At 59.6% G+C, this 16,243-nt stretch carries 18 protein-coding genes; 16 read left to right on the forward strand and 2 right to left on the reverse strand.

What is annotated here, in order from left to right; translation table 11 throughout:
- Positions 1 to 3 precede the first annotated feature (3 nt).
- From KW846_RS05175 to KW846_RS05195, 5 genes are all read left to right on the forward strand, one after another.
- Positions 4 to 594 (forward strand): cysteine hydrolase family protein, encoded by a 591-nt coding sequence (locus KW846_RS05175; protein WP_007974909.1) that lies wholly within the window; start codon positions 4 to 6, stop codon positions 592 to 594.
- 131 nt (positions 595 to 725) lie between these two features.
- Positions 726 to 1,046, forward strand: a complete 321-nt coding sequence (locus tag KW846_RS05180; RefSeq protein WP_007974911.1) for a hypothetical protein — start codon at positions 726 to 728, stop codon at positions 1,044 to 1,046.
- Positions 1,047 to 1,124: 78 nt separating this feature from the next.
- A complete protein-coding gene (locus KW846_RS05185; RefSeq protein WP_007974913.1) occupies positions 1,125 to 1,682 on the forward strand; it encodes a Smr/MutS family protein in 558 nt (185 codons plus the stop codon).
- 77 nt (positions 1,683 to 1,759) lie between these two features.
- Positions 1,760 to 2,305, forward strand: coding sequence for a GTP cyclohydrolase I FolE (folE, locus tag KW846_RS05190; RefSeq protein ID WP_007988130.1), 546 nt, complete (start codon positions 1,760 to 1,762; stop codon positions 2,303 to 2,305).
- 104 nt (positions 2,306 to 2,409) lie between these two features.
- A complete protein-coding gene (locus tag KW846_RS05195; protein ID WP_007974915.1) occupies positions 2,410 to 2,781 on the forward strand; it encodes a glutathione S-transferase N-terminal domain-containing protein in 372 nt (123 codons plus the stop codon).
- 159 nt (positions 2,782 to 2,940) lie between these two features.
- Here KW846_RS05195 and KW846_RS05200 read toward each other — a convergent pair whose 3' ends face one another.
- Complete coding sequence (locus KW846_RS05200) at positions 2,941 to 4,107, reverse strand: PLP-dependent aminotransferase family protein (protein ID WP_218481531.1); 1,167 nt, start codon at positions 4,105 to 4,107, stop codon at positions 2,941 to 2,943.
- An 82-nt stretch (positions 4,108 to 4,189) separates the two neighbouring features.
- On the opposite strand from KW846_RS05200, the gene KW846_RS05205 reads away from it, so the two are divergent.
- From KW846_RS05205 to KW846_RS05215, 3 genes are all read left to right on the forward strand, one after another.
- Positions 4,190 to 4,636 (forward strand): MarR family winged helix-turn-helix transcriptional regulator, encoded by a 447-nt coding sequence (locus tag KW846_RS05205; RefSeq protein ID WP_007974917.1) that lies wholly within the window; start codon positions 4,190 to 4,192, stop codon positions 4,634 to 4,636.
- Positions 4,637 to 4,972: 336 nt separating this feature from the next.
- Positions 4,973 to 6,322 (forward strand): NCS2 family permease, encoded by a 1,350-nt coding sequence (locus KW846_RS05210; RefSeq protein WP_007974918.1) that lies wholly within the window; start codon positions 4,973 to 4,975, stop codon positions 6,320 to 6,322.
- A gap of 72 nt (positions 6,323 to 6,394) precedes the next feature.
- The gene (locus KW846_RS05215) at positions 6,395 to 7,021 is read left to right on the forward strand and encodes a LysE family translocator (protein ID WP_053157031.1); all 627 of its coding nucleotides are present in this window, start codon (positions 6,395 to 6,397) and stop codon (positions 7,019 to 7,021) included.
- Positions 7,022 to 7,200: 179 nt separating this feature from the next.
- Here the strand turns inward: KW846_RS05215 and uraH are convergent, their stop codons facing one another.
- Complete coding sequence (gene uraH / locus KW846_RS05220) at positions 7,201 to 7,554, reverse strand: hydroxyisourate hydrolase (RefSeq protein ID WP_007974925.1); 354 nt, start codon at positions 7,552 to 7,554, stop codon at positions 7,201 to 7,203.
- Between the two features lie 434 nt (positions 7,555 to 7,988).
- On the opposite strand from uraH, the gene puuE reads away from it, so the two are divergent.
- From puuE to KW846_RS05260, 8 genes are all read left to right on the forward strand, one after another.
- Entirely contained in the window at positions 7,989 to 8,915 is a 927-nt protein-coding gene (gene puuE / locus KW846_RS05225; RefSeq protein ID WP_007974927.1) for an allantoinase PuuE, read from the forward strand.
- Positions 8,912 to 9,427, forward strand: coding sequence for a 2-oxo-4-hydroxy-4-carboxy-5-ureidoimidazoline decarboxylase (uraD, locus tag KW846_RS05230; protein ID WP_218475183.1), 516 nt, complete (start codon positions 8,912 to 8,914; stop codon positions 9,425 to 9,427). The genes puuE and uraD overlap by 4 nt, the downstream gene beginning before the upstream one ends.
- Positions 9,428 to 9,516: 89 nt before the next feature.
- A complete protein-coding gene (gene alc, locus KW846_RS05235; protein WP_007974931.1) occupies positions 9,517 to 10,512 on the forward strand; it encodes an allantoicase in 996 nt (331 codons plus the stop codon).
- Positions 10,513 to 10,661: 149 nt separating this feature from the next.
- Positions 10,662 to 11,165 carry an ureidoglycolate lyase gene (locus tag KW846_RS05240; RefSeq protein WP_008146154.1) on the forward strand — a complete coding sequence of 168 codons (504 nt, stop codon included), beginning with the start codon at positions 10,662 to 10,664 and terminating at the stop codon, positions 11,163 to 11,165.
- A gap of 51 nt (positions 11,166 to 11,216) precedes the next feature.
- Positions 11,217 to 12,518, forward strand: a complete 1,302-nt coding sequence (locus KW846_RS05245; protein WP_218481532.1) for a urate hydroxylase PuuD — start codon at positions 11,217 to 11,219, stop codon at positions 12,516 to 12,518.
- Positions 12,519 to 12,710: 192 nt separating this feature from the next.
- Positions 12,711 to 14,069, forward strand: coding sequence for a nucleobase:cation symporter-2 family protein (locus KW846_RS05250; protein WP_218481533.1), 1,359 nt, complete (start codon positions 12,711 to 12,713; stop codon positions 14,067 to 14,069).
- A gap of 169 nt (positions 14,070 to 14,238) precedes the next feature.
- Complete coding sequence (locus tag KW846_RS05255) at positions 14,239 to 15,024, forward strand: outer membrane protein OmpK (RefSeq protein WP_218481534.1); 786 nt, start codon at positions 14,239 to 14,241, stop codon at positions 15,022 to 15,024.
- A gap of 377 nt (positions 15,025 to 15,401) precedes the next feature.
- The gene (locus KW846_RS05260) at positions 15,402 to 16,187 is read left to right on the forward strand and encodes an outer membrane protein OmpK (RefSeq protein WP_218481535.1); all 786 of its coding nucleotides are present in this window, start codon (positions 15,402 to 15,404) and stop codon (positions 16,185 to 16,187) included.
- Positions 16,188 to 16,243 lie beyond the last annotated feature (56 nt).

The raw sequence follows: 16,243 nt of genomic DNA on the forward strand, positions 1-16,243 counted from the left end.
AGAATGTCCGTTCCAAAAACGATGTTTCAACTCAGCGGCCGCGGTTATCCGGCAGCCAAACTGAGTCATGCGACCCTTATCATCATCGATGCCCAGAAAGAGTATTTGAGCGGGCCGCTGGCCCTCAGCGGCATGGATGAGGCTGTCGCGAACATCAAGCAGTTACTCGCCGCGGCCCGTGCCGCCGGCCGGCCGATCGTGCATGTCCGCCACCTCGGCACGCTCGGTGGCATGTTCAACCCGCAAGGCGTCGGTGGTGAATTCATTCCGGGTCTTGAGCCACAAAGCGACGAAACCATCATCGGCAAATTGCTGCCGAGCGCGTTCCACGGGACCGAACTGGCCAAACGCCTGGAGGACCTCGGCGCCCTCGACCTGATCGTCTGCGGTTTCATGAGTCACTCGAGCGTCAGCACCACGGTGCGCGCCGCGAAGAACCTGGGTTTCCGCTGCACGCTTATCGAAGACGCCTGCGCCACACGCGACCTGCCCTACAAGGGAGGTGTCCTGAGCGCCGCGCACGTTCATCAGACCGAAATGGCGATCATGGGCGACAACTTCGCCACCCTCGCGCTGACCTGTGAACTGATCTGATCGACGCTCAATGAGCGGCCTGGAGCGCCGCTCATCCGCAAAAACCTCTCATTTGCCGTAATTGTCTTAGCCTCAGGAACATCCCGGTCAACTCCCGGTCGAAGGGCCGATACCCATTGAGGAAGGTCGGAATGAAGTTATCCGATGGTTTTGACGCTCGCCGCTTGCGGCCCAAAGGCCAACGCAACTGGCGTTTTCGAATCGGCGCGACGTTCGCGGCATTGCTGGCGATGTGCGGCGTGTTGCTCGCCATGGCCGGTGCCGCCGGCCTGCTCGGCCACGCACCCGCCCTGGGTGAATTGAACACCAGCCGCACCGGTGCCGCCGTGATCCTGGCCATCGGCCTGTTCGTGCTGTACCTCGGTGTCTGGCTGTGGCGCCGTTGCCGCCGTCGCTCGCGGCAGTCGCGGGAACTGGCCATGTCCCCGCACCTGATGAAAAAACACGACTGAGCCAAGCACCGCGCGCGTTTTTGTCGCGCCCGATTCGCTTCGAGTTGGGTAAACTGGCCGCCCTTCGCGGAGGCTGACATGCAAGACGACGATTTTTCCCTGTTCAAAAGCGCGATCCAAGGCGTCAAGCCGATCAAGCACGATCGCGCCGAAACCGGCAAACCCAAGGCTGACCGTGCGCAGATTGCCAAACTGCGTCAAGCGGCCACCGTGCGCACCGAATCCACCACCGTTGACGGTCTGTCCGATCAATTCGTCATCGACGTCGGCCCTGAAGACGAGCTGATGTGGGCGCGTGACGGCGTGCAGGAAAGCCAGATGCGCAAGCTCAAGATCGGTCAGATTCCATTCGAAGGCAGCCTCGACCTGCACGGCATGAGCGTGGAAAAGGCCCGGGAAACCCTCTGGGCGTTCCTCGCCGAAGCAACCAGATTCGAAATCCGCTGCGTGCGCGTCACCCATGGCAAGGCAGTACGCCTGGACGGCAAGCGGCCGATGATCAAAAGCCACGTCAACACCTGGCTGCGCCAGCATCCGCAAGTGCTCGGCTTCACCTCGTGCCAGGCCAAACATGGCGGTGCCGGGGCGGTTTATGTGATGCTCAAACGCACCATGATGGAAGGCCGCGACGAGTAAAGCTGATGCGCCACGCTTGCAGCGTCGTGTCCGTCACCGTACCCTTGCCCTTTGCGTAAAATCCCACAGGTAGTTTCATGTCCCTGGAACAGAATTACACGGCGATCCTCGGCCAGCTCGGCGAGGACGTTTCCCGCGAAGGCCTGCTCGACACGCCAAAACGTGCCGCCAAAGCCATGCAGTACCTCTGCCGCGGCTATGAACAGACACTGGAAGAGGTCACCAACGGTGCCCTGTTCAGCTCCGACAACAGCGAAATGGTGCTGGTCAAGGACATCGAGTTGTACTCGTTGTGCGAGCACCACCTGCTGCCGTTCATCGGCAAGGCGCACGTTGCCTACATTCCGAGCGGCAAGGTCCTGGGCCTGTCGAAGGTGGCGCGGATCGTTGATATGTACGCCCGTCGCCTGCAGATCCAGGAAAACCTCAGCCGCCAGATCGCCGACGCGGTCCAGCAGGTCACCGGCGCCCTGGGCGTTGCGGTGGTGATCGAGGCCAAGCACATGTGCATGATGATGCGCGGTGTGGAGAAGCAGAATTCGACGATGATCACTTCGGTGATGCTCGGTGAATTCCGCGAGAACGCCGCGACCCGCAGCGAATTCCTCAGCCTCATCAAGTAATTCGCGGCACGAAGAAAACCGGCATTCATCGCCGGTTTTTTTTCGTCCGCAAAAAATCAGGTAAGCTGCGCGCCCTTCTTCATTTGCACCGTGAGGCTTTCAACGTGTTCGTAAAAGCGCTTCGTGTCGGCCTTGGCCAACTGATCATCTTCATCGACTTCCTGACTCGCCCAAGCAAAAAGCAGCGCCCTGCCGCCGCCCAGGCCCAGGTTGAATCCGCCGCCAAGGGGCTGACCCTGTATCAATTCCACGCCTGCCCGTTCTGCGTGAAGACTCGCCGCACCCTGCGCCGCCTGAACGTGCCGGTGGCCCTTCGCGATGCGAAGAACAACGAACAGGATCGCCAGGCCTTGCTCGAGCAAGGCGGCAAGATCAAGGTGCCGTGCCTGCGTATCGAAGAGAATGGCCAGACCACCTGGATGTATGAGTCCAAGGTGATCATTGATTATCTGGACAAGCGTTTCGCGGCAGCCTGATTTGCTTGTGGTGTTCTGACGGACGCCTTCGCGAGCAAGCCCGCTCCCACAGGGGGAACTCGGTCACCTGTGGGAGCGGGCTTGCTCGCGAAGAGGCCGGCACAGGCACCGCAAACTTCAGACAAAAATAAACCGGCCCTTGCGCCGGTTTATTTGTTTTCAGGCCGCTTGCGCCGCCTGCGCCTGTCGCACCACCGCCGCCAGCCGCTTGAGCCCCTCCTCCAGCCGAGCCGGGTCAATGTGGCTGAAGTTCAACCGCAAATACCCGTGATGCTTGTCCGGATCGGGGAAGAACGGCTCGCCCGGCATGAACGCCACGTCGTTGGCCAACGCCGCATTGAGCAAGGTTCGAGTGTCCAGCGGTTGCTTGAGTTTCAACCAGAAAAACAGCCCGCCCTGTGGCTCGTTCCAGTGCGCCAGATCAGAGAAGTGAGTTTGCAGCGCCAGCTGGAACGCATCCCGGCGCACCCGGTAAAAATCGCGTAGCTCACTGCGATGCTGCTGATACTTCTCGGTTCCGATCCATTGCAGCGCCTGCCACTGGCCTACCCGATTGGTGTGCAGGTCCGCCGACTGCTTGAGTTTCAACAGATGGGGAAACAGGTCCGGGCTGGCAATCAGATAGCCAATGCGCAAACCCGGCAACAGGGTTTTCGACACGGTCCCGGTGTAGATCCAGCTGGTTTTTTTCAAACGGCCGGCAATCGGCGTGGCGCTGCCACCGTCGAAAGTCAGTTCGCGATAAGGCTCGTCTTCGATCAGGGTGACGCCGAACTCGTCGAGCAGCGCTGCCACCGCGTCGCGTTTGGCTTCGCTGTAACGCACCGCCGAAGGATTCTGGAAGGTCGGGATCAGGTAGATGAAGGCCGGGCGGTGTTGCTCCAGGCGAGCGCGCAGCTCCGTAAGGTTAGGCCCGTCAGCCTCCAGCGGCACGGTCAGGCAATCGGCGCCGAACAGTTGGAAAATCTGCAATGCCGCCAGATAAGTCGGCGCTTCGAGCAGGATTTCGGTGCCCTTGTCGATGTAGAGCTTGGCGGCCAGATCCAGAGTTTGCTGTGAACCACTGACCACCAGTACCTGGCTTGCCTCACATGCCACACCCAACGCTCGCGCCTCGGCGGCCAGCGCCTCACGCAGCGCCGGTTCGCCCTCGCTCATGCCGTATTGGCCCATGGAAAGCGGCATCTCGGCCCAGTCGACCTTTGGCAACATGGCTTCGGCAGGTAAACCGCCGGCAAACGACATCACCTGCGGGCGCTGGGCCGCGGCAAGGATTTCACGGATCAAAGAACTTTTAAGGCGTGAGACACGTTCGGAAAAAGCCATGGGGATCACCGGTAGCGAGGCATGAGGAAAATGAGTCAAACTTGTTGACCGAAATTACGCTTCTTCGAATGGATACGTCAACATGCTTGACCTTAAAAACCCGCTTTCCCAACAGCAAGCCATGGAAGCGTTTTTCTTCGGCTACCAGGCTTTCACCGCCAAGGCCGATGAAATGCTCGAACGCCGAGGGCTGAGCCGGGTGCATCAACGCATCGTGTTTTTCATCGCCCGCTATCCGAACCTGAGCGTCAAGGAACTGCTGGCCTTGCTTGGCGTGAGCAAGCAAGCGCTGAACATGCCGTTGCGGCAATTGCTGGAGATGCATCTGGTCGAGAGCGTCGCGTCCGAGACGGACAAGCGTAAGCGTCTGCTGGAGTTGACTGCTGAAGGCGTACGGTTTGAGCAGGCATTGAGGCGTGAGCAGGTGAAATTGCTGGAGCGGGTGTTTGCCGAGGCTGGGGAGACGGCAGTGAATGGGTGGCTGGCGGTGAATCTGGCGTTGGGGAAAAGTCAGGCCCATACCGACTGAATTGCTGATTTTGATGCTGGCTGTTCCGGCCTCTTCGCGGGCAAGCCCGCTCCCACAGTGATGGGTGGTGTTCACAAATCTTGTGCCTGACCGGGTTTCCTGTGGGAGCGGGCTTGCTCGCGAAGGGGCCGGAACAGGCGATATATCCCTAAAGCCAAACTTTTCGTCGACAAAACCAAAAACATTATTTGCATTATTTGTATACAAAAGCATAATCCACTTCGTGCGAGTTCCTGACCAAGCGGTCAACAAATTCGCAAGTGCCTCAAAGGGCCGCTGCCACCCTCATGGGTCCGGCCCTGGAAATAACAATAAAACTCTTGAGGAGTATTCGCTGTGGAAAGCCGCAAATCCGAAGCATCGACGCTGGATCTCTCGCCGCCATTACGCACTGGCTTGCTGGAGCGTCTGTTCAAACTCAGCTTGCACGGCACCACGGTGAAGACCGAGCTGATTGCCGGTCTGACAACCTTCATCACGATGGCTTACATCATTTTCGTCAACCCCAACATCATGGCCGACGCCGGGATCGATCACGGTGCGGCATTCGTCGCCACCTGTATCGCTGCGGCCCTCGGTTGCCTGTTGATGGGCCTGTACGCCAACTGGCCGGTCGGCCTGGCGCCAGGCATGGGGCTCAACGCCTTCTTCACCTACACCGTGGTCGGCACCATGGGCTACAACTGGGAAACCGCCCTCGGTGCGGTGTTTGTGTCCGGTGTGTTGTTCATGATCCTGACCTTCTCGCGGATCCGCGAATGGCTGCTCAACAGCATTCCGGTCAGCCTGCGCTTCGCCATGGGCGCCGGCGTGGGTCTGTTCCTGGGGCTGATCGGCCTGAAAACCGCGGGTATCGTCGTCGATAGCCCGGCCACGCTGATCAAGCTCGGTTCCCTGCGCGAACCCGGCCCGCTGCTCGCCGCCGTGTGCTTCCTGATGATCGCCATCCTCAGCTATCACAAGGTGTTCGGCGCGATCCTCATCAGCATCATCACCGTGACCCTCGCTGGCTGGGGTCTGGGCCTGGTGCACTACGAGGGCATCATGTCGGCCCCGCCAAGCCTGGCTCCGACCTGGATGGCCATGAACGTCGCCGGCGTGTTCAACGTCAGCATGATCAGCGTGGTCCTGGCGTTCCTCTTCGTACACATGTTCGACACCGCCGGCACCTTGATGGGGGTTGCCCAGCGCGCCAACCTGGTGGGCGCTGACGGCAAGATCGAAAACCTCTCCCGCGCCATGAAAGCCGACAGTGCTTCCAGCGTATTCGGTGCAGTAGTCGGCGTTCCGCCGGTCACCAGCTACGTGGAAAGTGCTGCCGGTGTCGCTGCGGGTGGTCGGACTGGTCTTACCGCAGTCACCGTGGGTGTGCTATTTATAGCGGCAATGTTTTTCGCACCACTGGCCGGCATGATTCCCGCCTATGCCACCGCGGGCGCACTGATTTATGTCGCAATGCTGATGATGGGCGGCATGGCCCACATCGAATGGGATGAAGCGACCGACAGCATTCCGGCGATCGTCACCGCAATCATGATGCCACTGACCTTCTCGGTCGCTGATGGCATCGCGCTGGGCTTCATCACCTACGTGGCGTTGAAGGCCGGCACCGGCAAGTACAAGGAAATCTCCGTCAGCCTGTGGGTGCTCTGCGCGATCTTCATCGCCAAGTTCATCTTCCTGTAAGCCTTACGCGGGACCCGCTTCAAAACAGCCTCACCCCGTCGGGTGAGGCTTTTGTGCAAATGGAGGAAAGTGATGAGTCTGGAAACCTGGCTGCTGTTCAGCGGCGCTGCGCTGATAGTGATCCTGATCCCGGGGCCGCTGTCTTTGCTGATGATCAGCAACAGTCTGAATTACGGCCTGCGCCGCTCTTACCCGGCCTTTCTCGGCGGCGTGTCCGCATCGATCTGCCTGCTGAGTGCTTCGGCGCTAGGCCTGGGTGCGTTGTTGCTGGCGTCGGAACAGCTGTTCAGCGCCCTGAAGATTCTGGGTGCCCTTTACCTGTTCTACCTCGCCTGGCAGAGCTGGCAGCAATCACGCCTGCCTTCCCATGGCGCTGAAGTGCCACAGGCCGCACCGGTGCCACGCTTTCGTGCACTGTTCGGGCGTGCGTTCATGCTGGGCGCCAGCAACCCGAAGGACATCCTGTTCTTCGCCGCTTTCCTGCCACAGTTCTTGAGTGCCGAACAACCGTTCCTGCCGCAGCTGCTGGTGATGATTGTCACTTGGACGCTGCTGGATCTGGCCTGCAAGTTGGCTTATGGCCTCGGCGCCCATGGCGCGGCACGTTATCTGCGTAGCGGCAAGGGGCAGAGCTGGTTCAACCGGATCAGTGCCGGGTTGTTCAGTGGTGCGGGGGCTGCGTCCCTGTTGAGCCGCTAAACAGCAAGATCAAAAGATCGCAGCCTTCGGCAGCTCCTACATATCCAGCGTAGGAGCTGCCGAAGGCTGCGATCTTTTGATTTTTTCACAGACGAAAAAAAGCCCGCAGTGTGAGCGGGCGAAAGACCAAAGAAGCTATATGCGCAGTCGCTTCCAGGGTGCAGCAGCTGCTTGGGGGATCAGCTGCCGCGATAGGTGGAGTAGCTGTAAGGCGAAATCAACAACGGCACGTGGTAGTGATCCTGCTCGGCAGAGATGCCGAAGCGCAGCACCACCACATCCAGGAAGGCCGGCTCCGGCAGCTTGACGCCGCGGGCGCGGTAGTAATCGCCAGCATGAAACTGAACCTGATAGACCCCGGTGCGGTAGTCATCGCCTTGCAGCAGCGGTGCATCGACACGGCCGTCGCTGTTGGTTATCGCGCTGGCGACCAATTCCAGGTGCGATCCTTCAACGCGGTACAACTCGACCTTGATCGAGCTGCCCGGGCAACCGTGTGCTGCGTCCAAAACGTGTGTAGTCAAACGTCCCATTGATTCTGCGCGCCTGCCTGCGTGGAGCAGTCAGACTTCGCGCCTCCCGAAGTCAGTTGAAAAGGAGACCGCACCGATTCGGAGCACGAAAAGTTGCGGCGAGCGACTAATTAAGACACTTTTCAAAAAAATTGTACACAATAAAAACGACATTTTTCGCGCTATACCCGGCACCTGCACATTTACCGCCGATTTCCCGCCGAACAGCACAGTCCATGAAGCCTCCATCAAATTACTGACCAGTCAGGCAGATTTCTTGCAGGCTCACGCCAATAGCAGTAAAAGATGACAGTCGGTTAAAAATGCGAAAATTCAGGCTTACAAAGTGAATATAAAGTTGTATACAATCAGCCCATCGCTGTGACGCCAGCCTGCCAACCAATCTTCAGCTGCGTCACACCAACCGTCATCATCGAACAAGAAGGAAGCCTGCAGTGAGCGCTGACTACCCACGCGACCTGGTCGGTTACGGCAGTAACCCTCCTCATCCACACTGGCCGGGCAATGCCCGTATTGCCCTGTCGTTCGTACTCAATTACGAAGAAGGCGGCGAGCGCAACATCCTGCACGGCGACAAAGAGTCCGAAGCCTTCCTCTCGGAAATGGTGTCTGCCCAGCCGCTGCAAGGCGCGCGCAACATGAGCATGGAATCCCTTTACGAGTATGGCAGCCGTGCCGGCGTATGGCGGATCCTGAAGCTGTTCAAGGAATTCGACATTCCACTGACCATCTTCGCCGTGGCCATGGCCGCCCAGCGTCACCCGGACGTGATCCGCGCCATGGTCGATGCCGGCCACGAGATCTGCAGCCACGGCTACCGCTGGATCGACTACCAGTACATGGACGAAACCCAGGAACGCGAGCACATGCTCGAAGCGATCCGCATCCTCACCGAAATCACCGGCGAACGCCCGCTGGGCTGGTACACCGGCCGCACGGGTCCGAACACCCGTCGCCTGGTGATGGAAGAAGGCGGTTTCCTCTACGACTGCGACACCTATGACGACGACCTGCCCTACTGGGAGCCGAACAACCCGACGGGCAAGCCGCACCTGGTGATTCCGTACACCCTGGACACCAACGACATGCGCTTCACCCAGGTCCAGGGTTTCAACAAGGGCGACGACTTCTTCGAATACCTCAAGGATGCGTTCGATGTGCTCTACGCGGAAGGCGCCGAAGCACCGAAGATGCTGTCGATCGGCCTGCACTGCCGCCTGATCGGCCGTCCGGCGCGTCTGGCTTCGCTCAAGCGCTTTATCGAATACGCTAAAAGTCATGAACAGGTGTGGTTCAGCCGTCGCGTCGACATCGCGCGCCACTGGCAGGAAACCCACCCGTACCAAGGGGCCGCGAAATGAGCGCCTTTCAAACATTGAAACCATCGACATTGAGCCGCGACGCCTTCGTCAAAGCCTTCGCCGACATCTACGAACATTCGCCATGGGTGGCCGAAAAGGCCTTCGACCTGGGCCAGGACGCCTCGATCGACGAGATCGAAACCCTGCACCAGCGCATGAGCGACATCCTGTTGAGCGCCGATCACGCCAGCCAGTTGGCTCTGATCAACGCTCACCCGGACCTGGCCGGCAAAGCCGCCGTCCAGGGCGAGTTGACCGAAGCCAGCACTAATGAACAGGCTGGCGCCGGTATTCACCAATGCACGGCCGAAGAGTTCCAGCGCTTCACCGAGCTGAACGACGCCTACAAAGCCAAGTTCAAGTTTCCCTTCATCATGGCGGTAAAAGGCAGCAACCGGCATCAGATCCTCGCAGCGTTCGAAACGCGCATCCACAACCCGGTCGACACCGAGTTCAAGTGCGCGCTGGCGGAGATCAACAAGATCGCCCTGTTCCGATTACTGACCCTATAGCAAGCCTGGCCCAGCGAATTCAAGAACGCCGAATCCGCACAGGGCCTCGCAAGCATCCCAAGCCACTTATTTAAAGGCAGACAAGAAGAATGAAAGCTTACGCCGTACCTTTCGAGAAGTTCGTCAACCTGGCCGACGCCCGCCTGGGCACCAAAATCATCTCGGTCACCGATGACTGGTTCGCAGACGCCAACCGTCTGTTCCAACCGACCCCGGCCGTATGGAAGGAGGGCGTGTTCGATGACAACGGCAAGTGGATGGACGGCTGGGAATCGCGCCGCAAGCGCTTCGAAGGCTTCGACAGCGCCGTGATCCGCCTGGGCGTACCGGGTTCGATCAAGGGCGTCGACATCGACACTTCATTCTTCACCGGCAACTTCCCGCCATCGGCGTCCCTGGAAGCCTGCTTCCTGGCGTCGGGCGAGCCTGATGAAAACACCCAGTGGACTGAAGTGCTGTCCGCCGTCGAGCTGCAAGGCAACAGCCATCACTACCACGAAATCAGCAACGACCAGGCCTTCAGCCACCTGCGCTTCAACATCTACCCGGATGGCGGCGTGGCCCGTCTGCGTGTGTACGGCGTGCCGTTCCGCGACTGGTCGGCCATCGGCGACAACGAGCAAGTCGACCTGGCAGCCGCCCTCAACGGTGGCCGTGCCCTCGCCTGCTCCGATGAACACTTCGGCCGCATGAGCAACATCCTCAACCCGGGCCGTGGCATCAACATGGGCGACGGCTGGGAAACCGCGCGTCGCCGTACCCCGGGCAATGACTGGGTCATCGTCGCGCTGGGTCATGCCGGTGAAGTCGAGAAAGTCATCGTCGACACCCTGCACTTCAAGGGCAACTACCCGGACAGCTGCTCGATCCAGGGCGCCTTCGTGAAGGGCGGCACCGACAGCCAGATCGAAACCCAATCGCTGTTCTGGCGTGAACTGCTGCCAAGCCAGAAGCTGGAAATGCACGCCGAACACACCTTCGCCGAGCAGATCAAGGCACTGGGCCCGATCACCCACATCCGCCTGAACGTGTTCCCGGATGGTGGTGTGAGCCGCCTGCGCGTTTTGGGCAAGGTCGCCAAATAAGCGCCAACCCCAAACCCGTGTAGGAGCTGCCGCAGGCTGCGATCTTTTGATCTTGATCTTAAAAAGCAAAGTCAAAAGATCGCAGGCTTCGCCAGCTCCTACAGGGGATGCAGTAAACCGAACATACATTTGAAAAAAAGAAGACCAGCATGCGCACACTGACGATTGAACCGCTGACCAAAGAAGCCTTCGCCCCTTTCGGTGACGTGATCGAAACCGACGGCAGCGATCACTTCATGATCAACAACGGTTCGACCATGCGCTTCCATAAACTGGCGACGGTGGAAACCGCCAAGCCAGAGGACAACGCGATCATCAGCATCTTCCGCGCCGACGCGCAGGACATGCCGCTGACCGTCAGCATGCTGGAGCGCCATCCGCTGGGCAGCCAGGCTTTCATTCCGCTGCTCGGCAACCCCTTTCTGATCGTGGTCGCGCCACTTGGCGATGAACCTGTATCAGGCTTGGTCCGCGCCTTCGTCACCAACGGCAGGCAGGGCATTAATTACCATCGCGGCGTCTGGCACCACCCGGTGCTGACGATCGAAAAGCGGGATGACTTCCTGGTGGTTGATCGCAGTGGCACAGGCAATAACTGCGATGAGCATTTTTTCAAAGAGGATGAGCGTTTGATCCTCGCCCCCCACCAATAAGAGAAGGTCCGATCACTCGACAACAAGAGTGACGGGCGAGAGGTAAAGACTGTGGAAGCACATCTGTTGGAATGGCTGAACCTGAGCGTGCGCTGGGTTCACATGATTACTGGCGTGGCCTGGATCGGTGCGTCGTTCTATTTCGTCTGGCTGGAAAACAACCTCAACCGGGTCAACCCGAGAACCGGCCTGGCCGGTGATTTGTGGGCGATTCACGGTGGCGGCATCTACCACCTGGAAAAATACAAGCTGGCTCCACCGACCATGCCGGACAACCTGCACTGGTTCAAATGGGAAGCCTACTTCACCTGGATGTCGGGGATCGCGCTGCTGTGCGTGGTGTTCTACTCCAACCCGACGCTCTACCTGCTGGCTCCGGGCAGCACCCTGAGCGGCCCTGAAGGCGTAGCCATCGGTATCGGCTCGCTGTTCATCGGCTGGTTCGTCTACTCCTTCCTGTGCGACTCGGCCCTGGGCAAACGCCCTGCCCTGCTAGGTGGAATCCTGTTCGTGCTGATCATCGGCGCGGCCTATGGCTTCAGCAAGGTGTTCAGCGGTCGTGGTGCGTACCTGCACGTCGGCGCGATCATCGGCACTATCATGGTCGGCAACGTGTTCCGCATCATCATGCCGGCACAGCGCGCACTGGTGGCGGCGATCGCCGAGAACCGCACGCCGGATCCAGCCCTGCCGGCCAAAGGCCTGCTGCGTTCGCGTCACAACAACTACTTCACCTTGCCGGTGCTGTTCATCATGATCAGCAACCACTTCCCGAGCACCTACGGCAGCCAGTACAACTGGTTGATCCTGGCCGGGATCGCGGTACTGGCAGTGTTGGTGCGTCACTACTTCAACACCCGTCATGACAGCCACAAGTTTGCCTGGACGCTTCCAGTTGCAGCCGTCGGCATGATCAGCCTGGCTTACGTCACCGGCCCTGCGCCGCTGAACAGCCCGGAAGTGGCCAAGGCACCGGCGAAGATCGAATACCAGCCGCTGCCGGAAACCGCAGTGGGCGGTGGTTTGAAACCCGTTGAAGCCAAACCTGCAGAAACGCCAGCCGCCGCTCCGGCGCAAGCGTCCAACGCCGGCCCTGCCTTTGACAAAGTGCACAGCGTGATTCAGGAACGTTGCGCGGTTTGCCACTCAGCCAAGCCCACCAGCCCGCTGTTCAGTGCGGCCCCTGCCGGTGTGATGTTCGACACCCCCGAGCAGATCCGTCAGAACGCACCGCGGATCCAGGCGCAAGCCGTCACCAGCCAGATCATGCCACTGGGCAACATCACACAGATGACCCAGCAGGAACGTGACCTGATCGGTGCCTGGATTGTGCAGGGAGCCCAGACCAATTAATCGTTAAAAGCTTCGCGAGCAGGCTCGCTCCCACACAGGCAACACAGATCCTGTGGGAGCGGGCTTGCCCGCGAAAGCGTCAGGTCAGTCAACAACGATGTTGAATGTTATGGCCTCTTCGCGAGCAAGCCCGCTCCCACAGGTTTGCCTGACGCACAAAATCACAAGAATAAAAAAGATCCGAGGTGTTGCATGTCCGAGCTATCCGCAGCGCGCATCCCCGACGCACCCGCCATTCAGCGTTTGCCCCTCTTGCAACTGATCCTGGTCGGTTTGCAACATGTTCTGCTGATGTACGGTGGCGCCATCGCGGTGCCGCTGATCATCGGACAGGCCGCTGGCCTGAGTCGTGAAGAAATCGCCTTTCTGATCAACGCCGACCTGCTGGTGGCCGGCATTGCCACCATCGTCCAGTCCCTCGGCATCGGCCCCATGGGCATTCGCATGCCGGTGATGATGGGGGCCAGTTTCGCCGCCGTCGGCAGCATGGTCGCCATGGCCGGCATGCCCGGTATCGGCCTGCAAGGGATCTTCGGCGCGACCATCGCCGCCGGTTTCTTCGGCATGCTCATCGCGCCGTTCATGTCCAAGGTCGTACGTTTCTTCCCGCCGCTGGTGACCGGCACGGTCATCACCTCGATCGGTTTGTCGCTGTTCCCCGTGGCCGTGAACTGGGCCGGCGGCGGTGCCAGCGCCGCTCAATTCGGTTCGCCGATCTACCTGACCATCGCCGCCCTCGTGCTGGGCACCATCCTGTTGGTCCACCGTTTCATGCGCGGCTTCTGGGTCAATATTTCCGTGCTGATCGGCATGTGCCTGGGCTACGTGCTCTGCGGCCTGCTCGGCATGGTCGACCTCAGCGGCATGGCGCAGGCGCCATGGCTGCAATTCGTCACCCCGCTGCACTTCGGCATGCCGAAATTCGAACTCGCACCGATCCTGTCGATGTGCCTGGTGGTGGTGATCATTTTCGTCGAGTCCACCGGGATGTTTCTTGCGCTGGGCAAGATCACCGGCCAGGAAGTCTGCCCACGGATGCTGCGTCGCGGATTGCTGTGCGATGCCGGCGCCTCGTTCTTCGCCGGGTTCTTCAACACCTTCACCCACTCCTCCTTTGCCCAGAACATCGGCCTGGTGCAGATGACCGGTGTGCGCTGCCGCTCCGTGACCATCGTCGCCGGCGGTTTGCTGATCGTCCTGAGCCTGCTCCCCAAGGCCGCGTTCCTGGTCGCCTCGATCCCGCCGGCCGTCCTGGGCGGCGCAGCGATTGCGATGTTCGGCATGGTCGCCGCCACCGGGATCAAGATTCTCCAGGAAGCCGACATCGGTGACCGTCGCAACCAGTTGCTGGTGGCGGTGAGCATCGGCATGGGCCTGATCCCGGTGGTGCGCCCGGAGTTTTTCGCCCACCTGCCGGTGTGGATGAGCCCGATCACCCACAGCGGCATCGCCTTGGCCACCCTCAGCGCGCTGACGCTGAACCTGCTGTTCAACATCCTCGGTGGCGCCGAACGCGCGGCCATCAACGACTGCCAAGCACACCAACATTGACTGAATAGGCACTGCCCCCTGTAGGAGCGAGCTCGCTCGCGATGAACGCAAGAACACCGCGTTCATCCAGCTAACACGCGTAATCGTTAGCGACCATCGCGAGCAAGCTCGCTCCTACAGGGGCAAGGGCTGCCTGCGCCTCAAAAATAAAAACAAGAGGGAGCAACAGATGATTCGGACACAAACCAACCTGCTGTTGGGTGCTGGCCTGCTGGCTGCGAGTCAGGCCATGGCCGGCGATTTACTGCTGTGGCAGACCAACAGCCTGAGCTATCTGTACGGCAAGGACTTCGTGGTCAACCCGTCGATCCAGCAGACGATAACCTTCGAACACGCCGATCGCTGGAAGTACGGTGACAACTTCATGTTCATCGACAGCACCTACTACAACGGCGAGAAAGACCGGAATAAAGGCGTCCACGCCTACTACGGCGAGTTCAGCCCGCGCCTCTCCCTGGGCAAGATCCTCGACCGTCGCTTCGAATTCGGCCCGATCAAGGACGTGCTGCTGGCCATGACCTACGAGAACGGCGAAGACGACACCGAGGCCTACCTGATCGGCCCCGGATTCGACCTCGCGGTACCGGGCTTCAATTTTTTCACCCTGAACTTCTACTACCGCCAGACCGAAGGCTCGCGTCCCGGCGACGATGTCTGGCAGATCACGCCGGCCTGGTCCTTCACCCTGCCACTGGGCAACTCGAACCTGTTGATCGACGGCTACATCGACTGGGTCGTGGATAACGACCAGAACGCCCATGGCACCTATCACGCCAACCTGCACTTCAACCCGCAGATCAAGTACGACCTGGGCAAAGCCCTGGGCTGGCGGGAGAAACAGGTGTACGTCGGCGCCGAATACAGCTACTGGAAAGACAAGTACGGTATCGAAAACAGCGGCAAATTCGACACCAATGAAAACACCACCAGCCTGCTGGTGAAGGTGCATTTCTGATGCTGCCCCGCAACCGTGCGCCAAACCTGTCGTCGGTGCGCCGTTGCGGAGCACTTGAGACCTGGCCGAGGAGTCAGTATTCTCCGCGGCCGCCCGAATCCGGTTTAAAAAAAAGCCCGGATGTAAAACCTGACCAGCAGGCCAACTTATCCCGGCGCTGGCAGGCACCAAGGCACCCCAAAATCCCTCTCAATCGACTGCTCTTGAGCCGTCGAGCGGGAGTTTTTTTGCTTTTTGAAAGCCTTGGCTCAGCTCTTGCTAACAGCACCAAAGCTGACCGATTGGATGATTTTTTACCGCTACGGAAACAGGCGCCACACCAGAGCGCCGACCTTAAAAAAATAACGTGGAACCACCTACTTTTTGGGAGCAACCGAATGAAACGTACGTGCACTAGCCTGATGCTGGCGGGGTCGATGCTGGCCGGGGGCCAGGTCATGGCCGGCGATTTGCTGCAGTGGCAGACCAACAGCCTGACCTACCTGTATGGCAAGGACTTCCAGGTCAACCCGCGCATCCAGCAGACGGTGACCTTCGAACACGCCGATGGCTGGAAGTACGGCGACAACTTCTTCTTCATCGACAAGATCTTCTACAACGGCAAGGAAGACCACTTCGCGGGTGAAAACACCCACTATGGCGAGCTCAGCCCGCGCCTGTCGTTCAACAAGATCTTCGACCAGAAGTTCGAGTTAGGCCCAATCAAGGACGTCCTGCTGGCTATGACCTACGAGTTCGGTGAAGACGACACCGAGTCGTACCTGATCGGCCCTGGCTTCGACCTGGCCATCCCGGGCTTCGACTACTTCCAGTTGAACTTCTACAACCGTCACACCGAAGGCGACCGCCCGGGCGACAACATCTGGCAGGTCTCGCCGGTCTGGTCCTACACCATCCCGGTGGGTGACTCGGACGTGCTGATCGACGGCTTCATGGACTGGGTCGTCGACAACGATGTCAACAGCAAAGGCGAGTACCACGCCAACCTGCACTTCAATCCGCAGGTCAAGTACGACCTGGGCAAAGCGCTGAACCTTGGCGAAAAGCAGCTGTACGTGGGTGTCGAGTATGACTACTGGAAAAACAAGTACGGGATTGAAGACAGCCAGGGCTTCAAGACGGATCAGAGTGTGACCAGTTTCCTGGTCAAGGTTCACTTCTGATCATTTAATTCTGTAGGCGTCTGTATGGGCGCCTTCGCGAGCAAGCCCGCTCCCAC

It is taken from the genome of Pseudomonas sp. PDM32 (genome assembly GCF_019219225.1).
Classification (GTDB): domain Bacteria; phylum Pseudomonadota; class Gammaproteobacteria; order Pseudomonadales; family Pseudomonadaceae; genus Aquipseudomonas; species Aquipseudomonas laurylsulfatiphila.

What these genes read in the sequence shown, in the direction of transcription:
- KW846_RS05185 (WP_007974913.1), top strand. Translation starts at nt 1,125, where the DNA reads ATGCAAGACGACGATTTTTCCCTGTTCAAAAGCGCGATCCAAGGCGTC.
- folE (WP_007988130.1), top strand. Translation starts at nt 1,760, where the DNA reads ATGTCCCTGGAACAGAATTACACGGCGATCCTCGGCCAGCTCGGCGAG.
- uraD (WP_218475183.1), top strand. Translation starts at nt 8,912, where the DNA reads ATGAGCGCCTTTCAAACATTGAAACCATCGACATTGAGCCGCGACGCC.
- KW846_RS05205 (WP_007974917.1), top strand. Translation starts at nt 4,190, where the DNA reads ATGCTTGACCTTAAAAACCCGCTTTCCCAACAGCAAGCCATGGAAGCG.
- KW846_RS05260 (WP_218481535.1), top strand. Translation starts at nt 15,402, where the DNA reads ATGAAACGTACGTGCACTAGCCTGATGCTGGCGGGGTCGATGCTGGCC.
- KW846_RS05255 (WP_218481534.1), top strand. Translation starts at nt 14,239, where the DNA reads ATGATTCGGACACAAACCAACCTGCTGTTGGGTGCTGGCCTGCTGGCT.
- KW846_RS05240 (WP_008146154.1), top strand. Translation starts at nt 10,662, where the DNA reads ATGCGCACACTGACGATTGAACCGCTGACCAAAGAAGCCTTCGCCCCT.
- uraH (WP_007974925.1), bottom strand. Translation starts at nt 7,554, where the DNA reads ATGGGACGTTTGACTACACACGTTTTGGACGCAGCACACGGTTGCCCG.
- KW846_RS05200 (WP_218481531.1), bottom strand. Translation starts at nt 4,107, where the DNA reads ATGGCTTTTTCCGAACGTGTCTCACGCCTTAAAAGTTCTTTGATCCGT.
- KW846_RS05180 (WP_007974911.1), top strand. Translation starts at nt 726, where the DNA reads ATGAAGTTATCCGATGGTTTTGACGCTCGCCGCTTGCGGCCCAAAGGC.
- KW846_RS05215 (WP_053157031.1), top strand. Translation starts at nt 6,395, where the DNA reads ATGAGTCTGGAAACCTGGCTGCTGTTCAGCGGCGCTGCGCTGATAGTG.
- alc (WP_007974931.1), top strand. Translation starts at nt 9,517, where the DNA reads ATGAAAGCTTACGCCGTACCTTTCGAGAAGTTCGTCAACCTGGCCGAC.
- KW846_RS05250 (WP_218481533.1), top strand. Translation starts at nt 12,711, where the DNA reads ATGTCCGAGCTATCCGCAGCGCGCATCCCCGACGCACCCGCCATTCAG.
- KW846_RS05175 (WP_007974909.1), top strand. Translation starts at nt 4, where the DNA reads ATGTCCGTTCCAAAAACGATGTTTCAACTCAGCGGCCGCGGTTATCCG.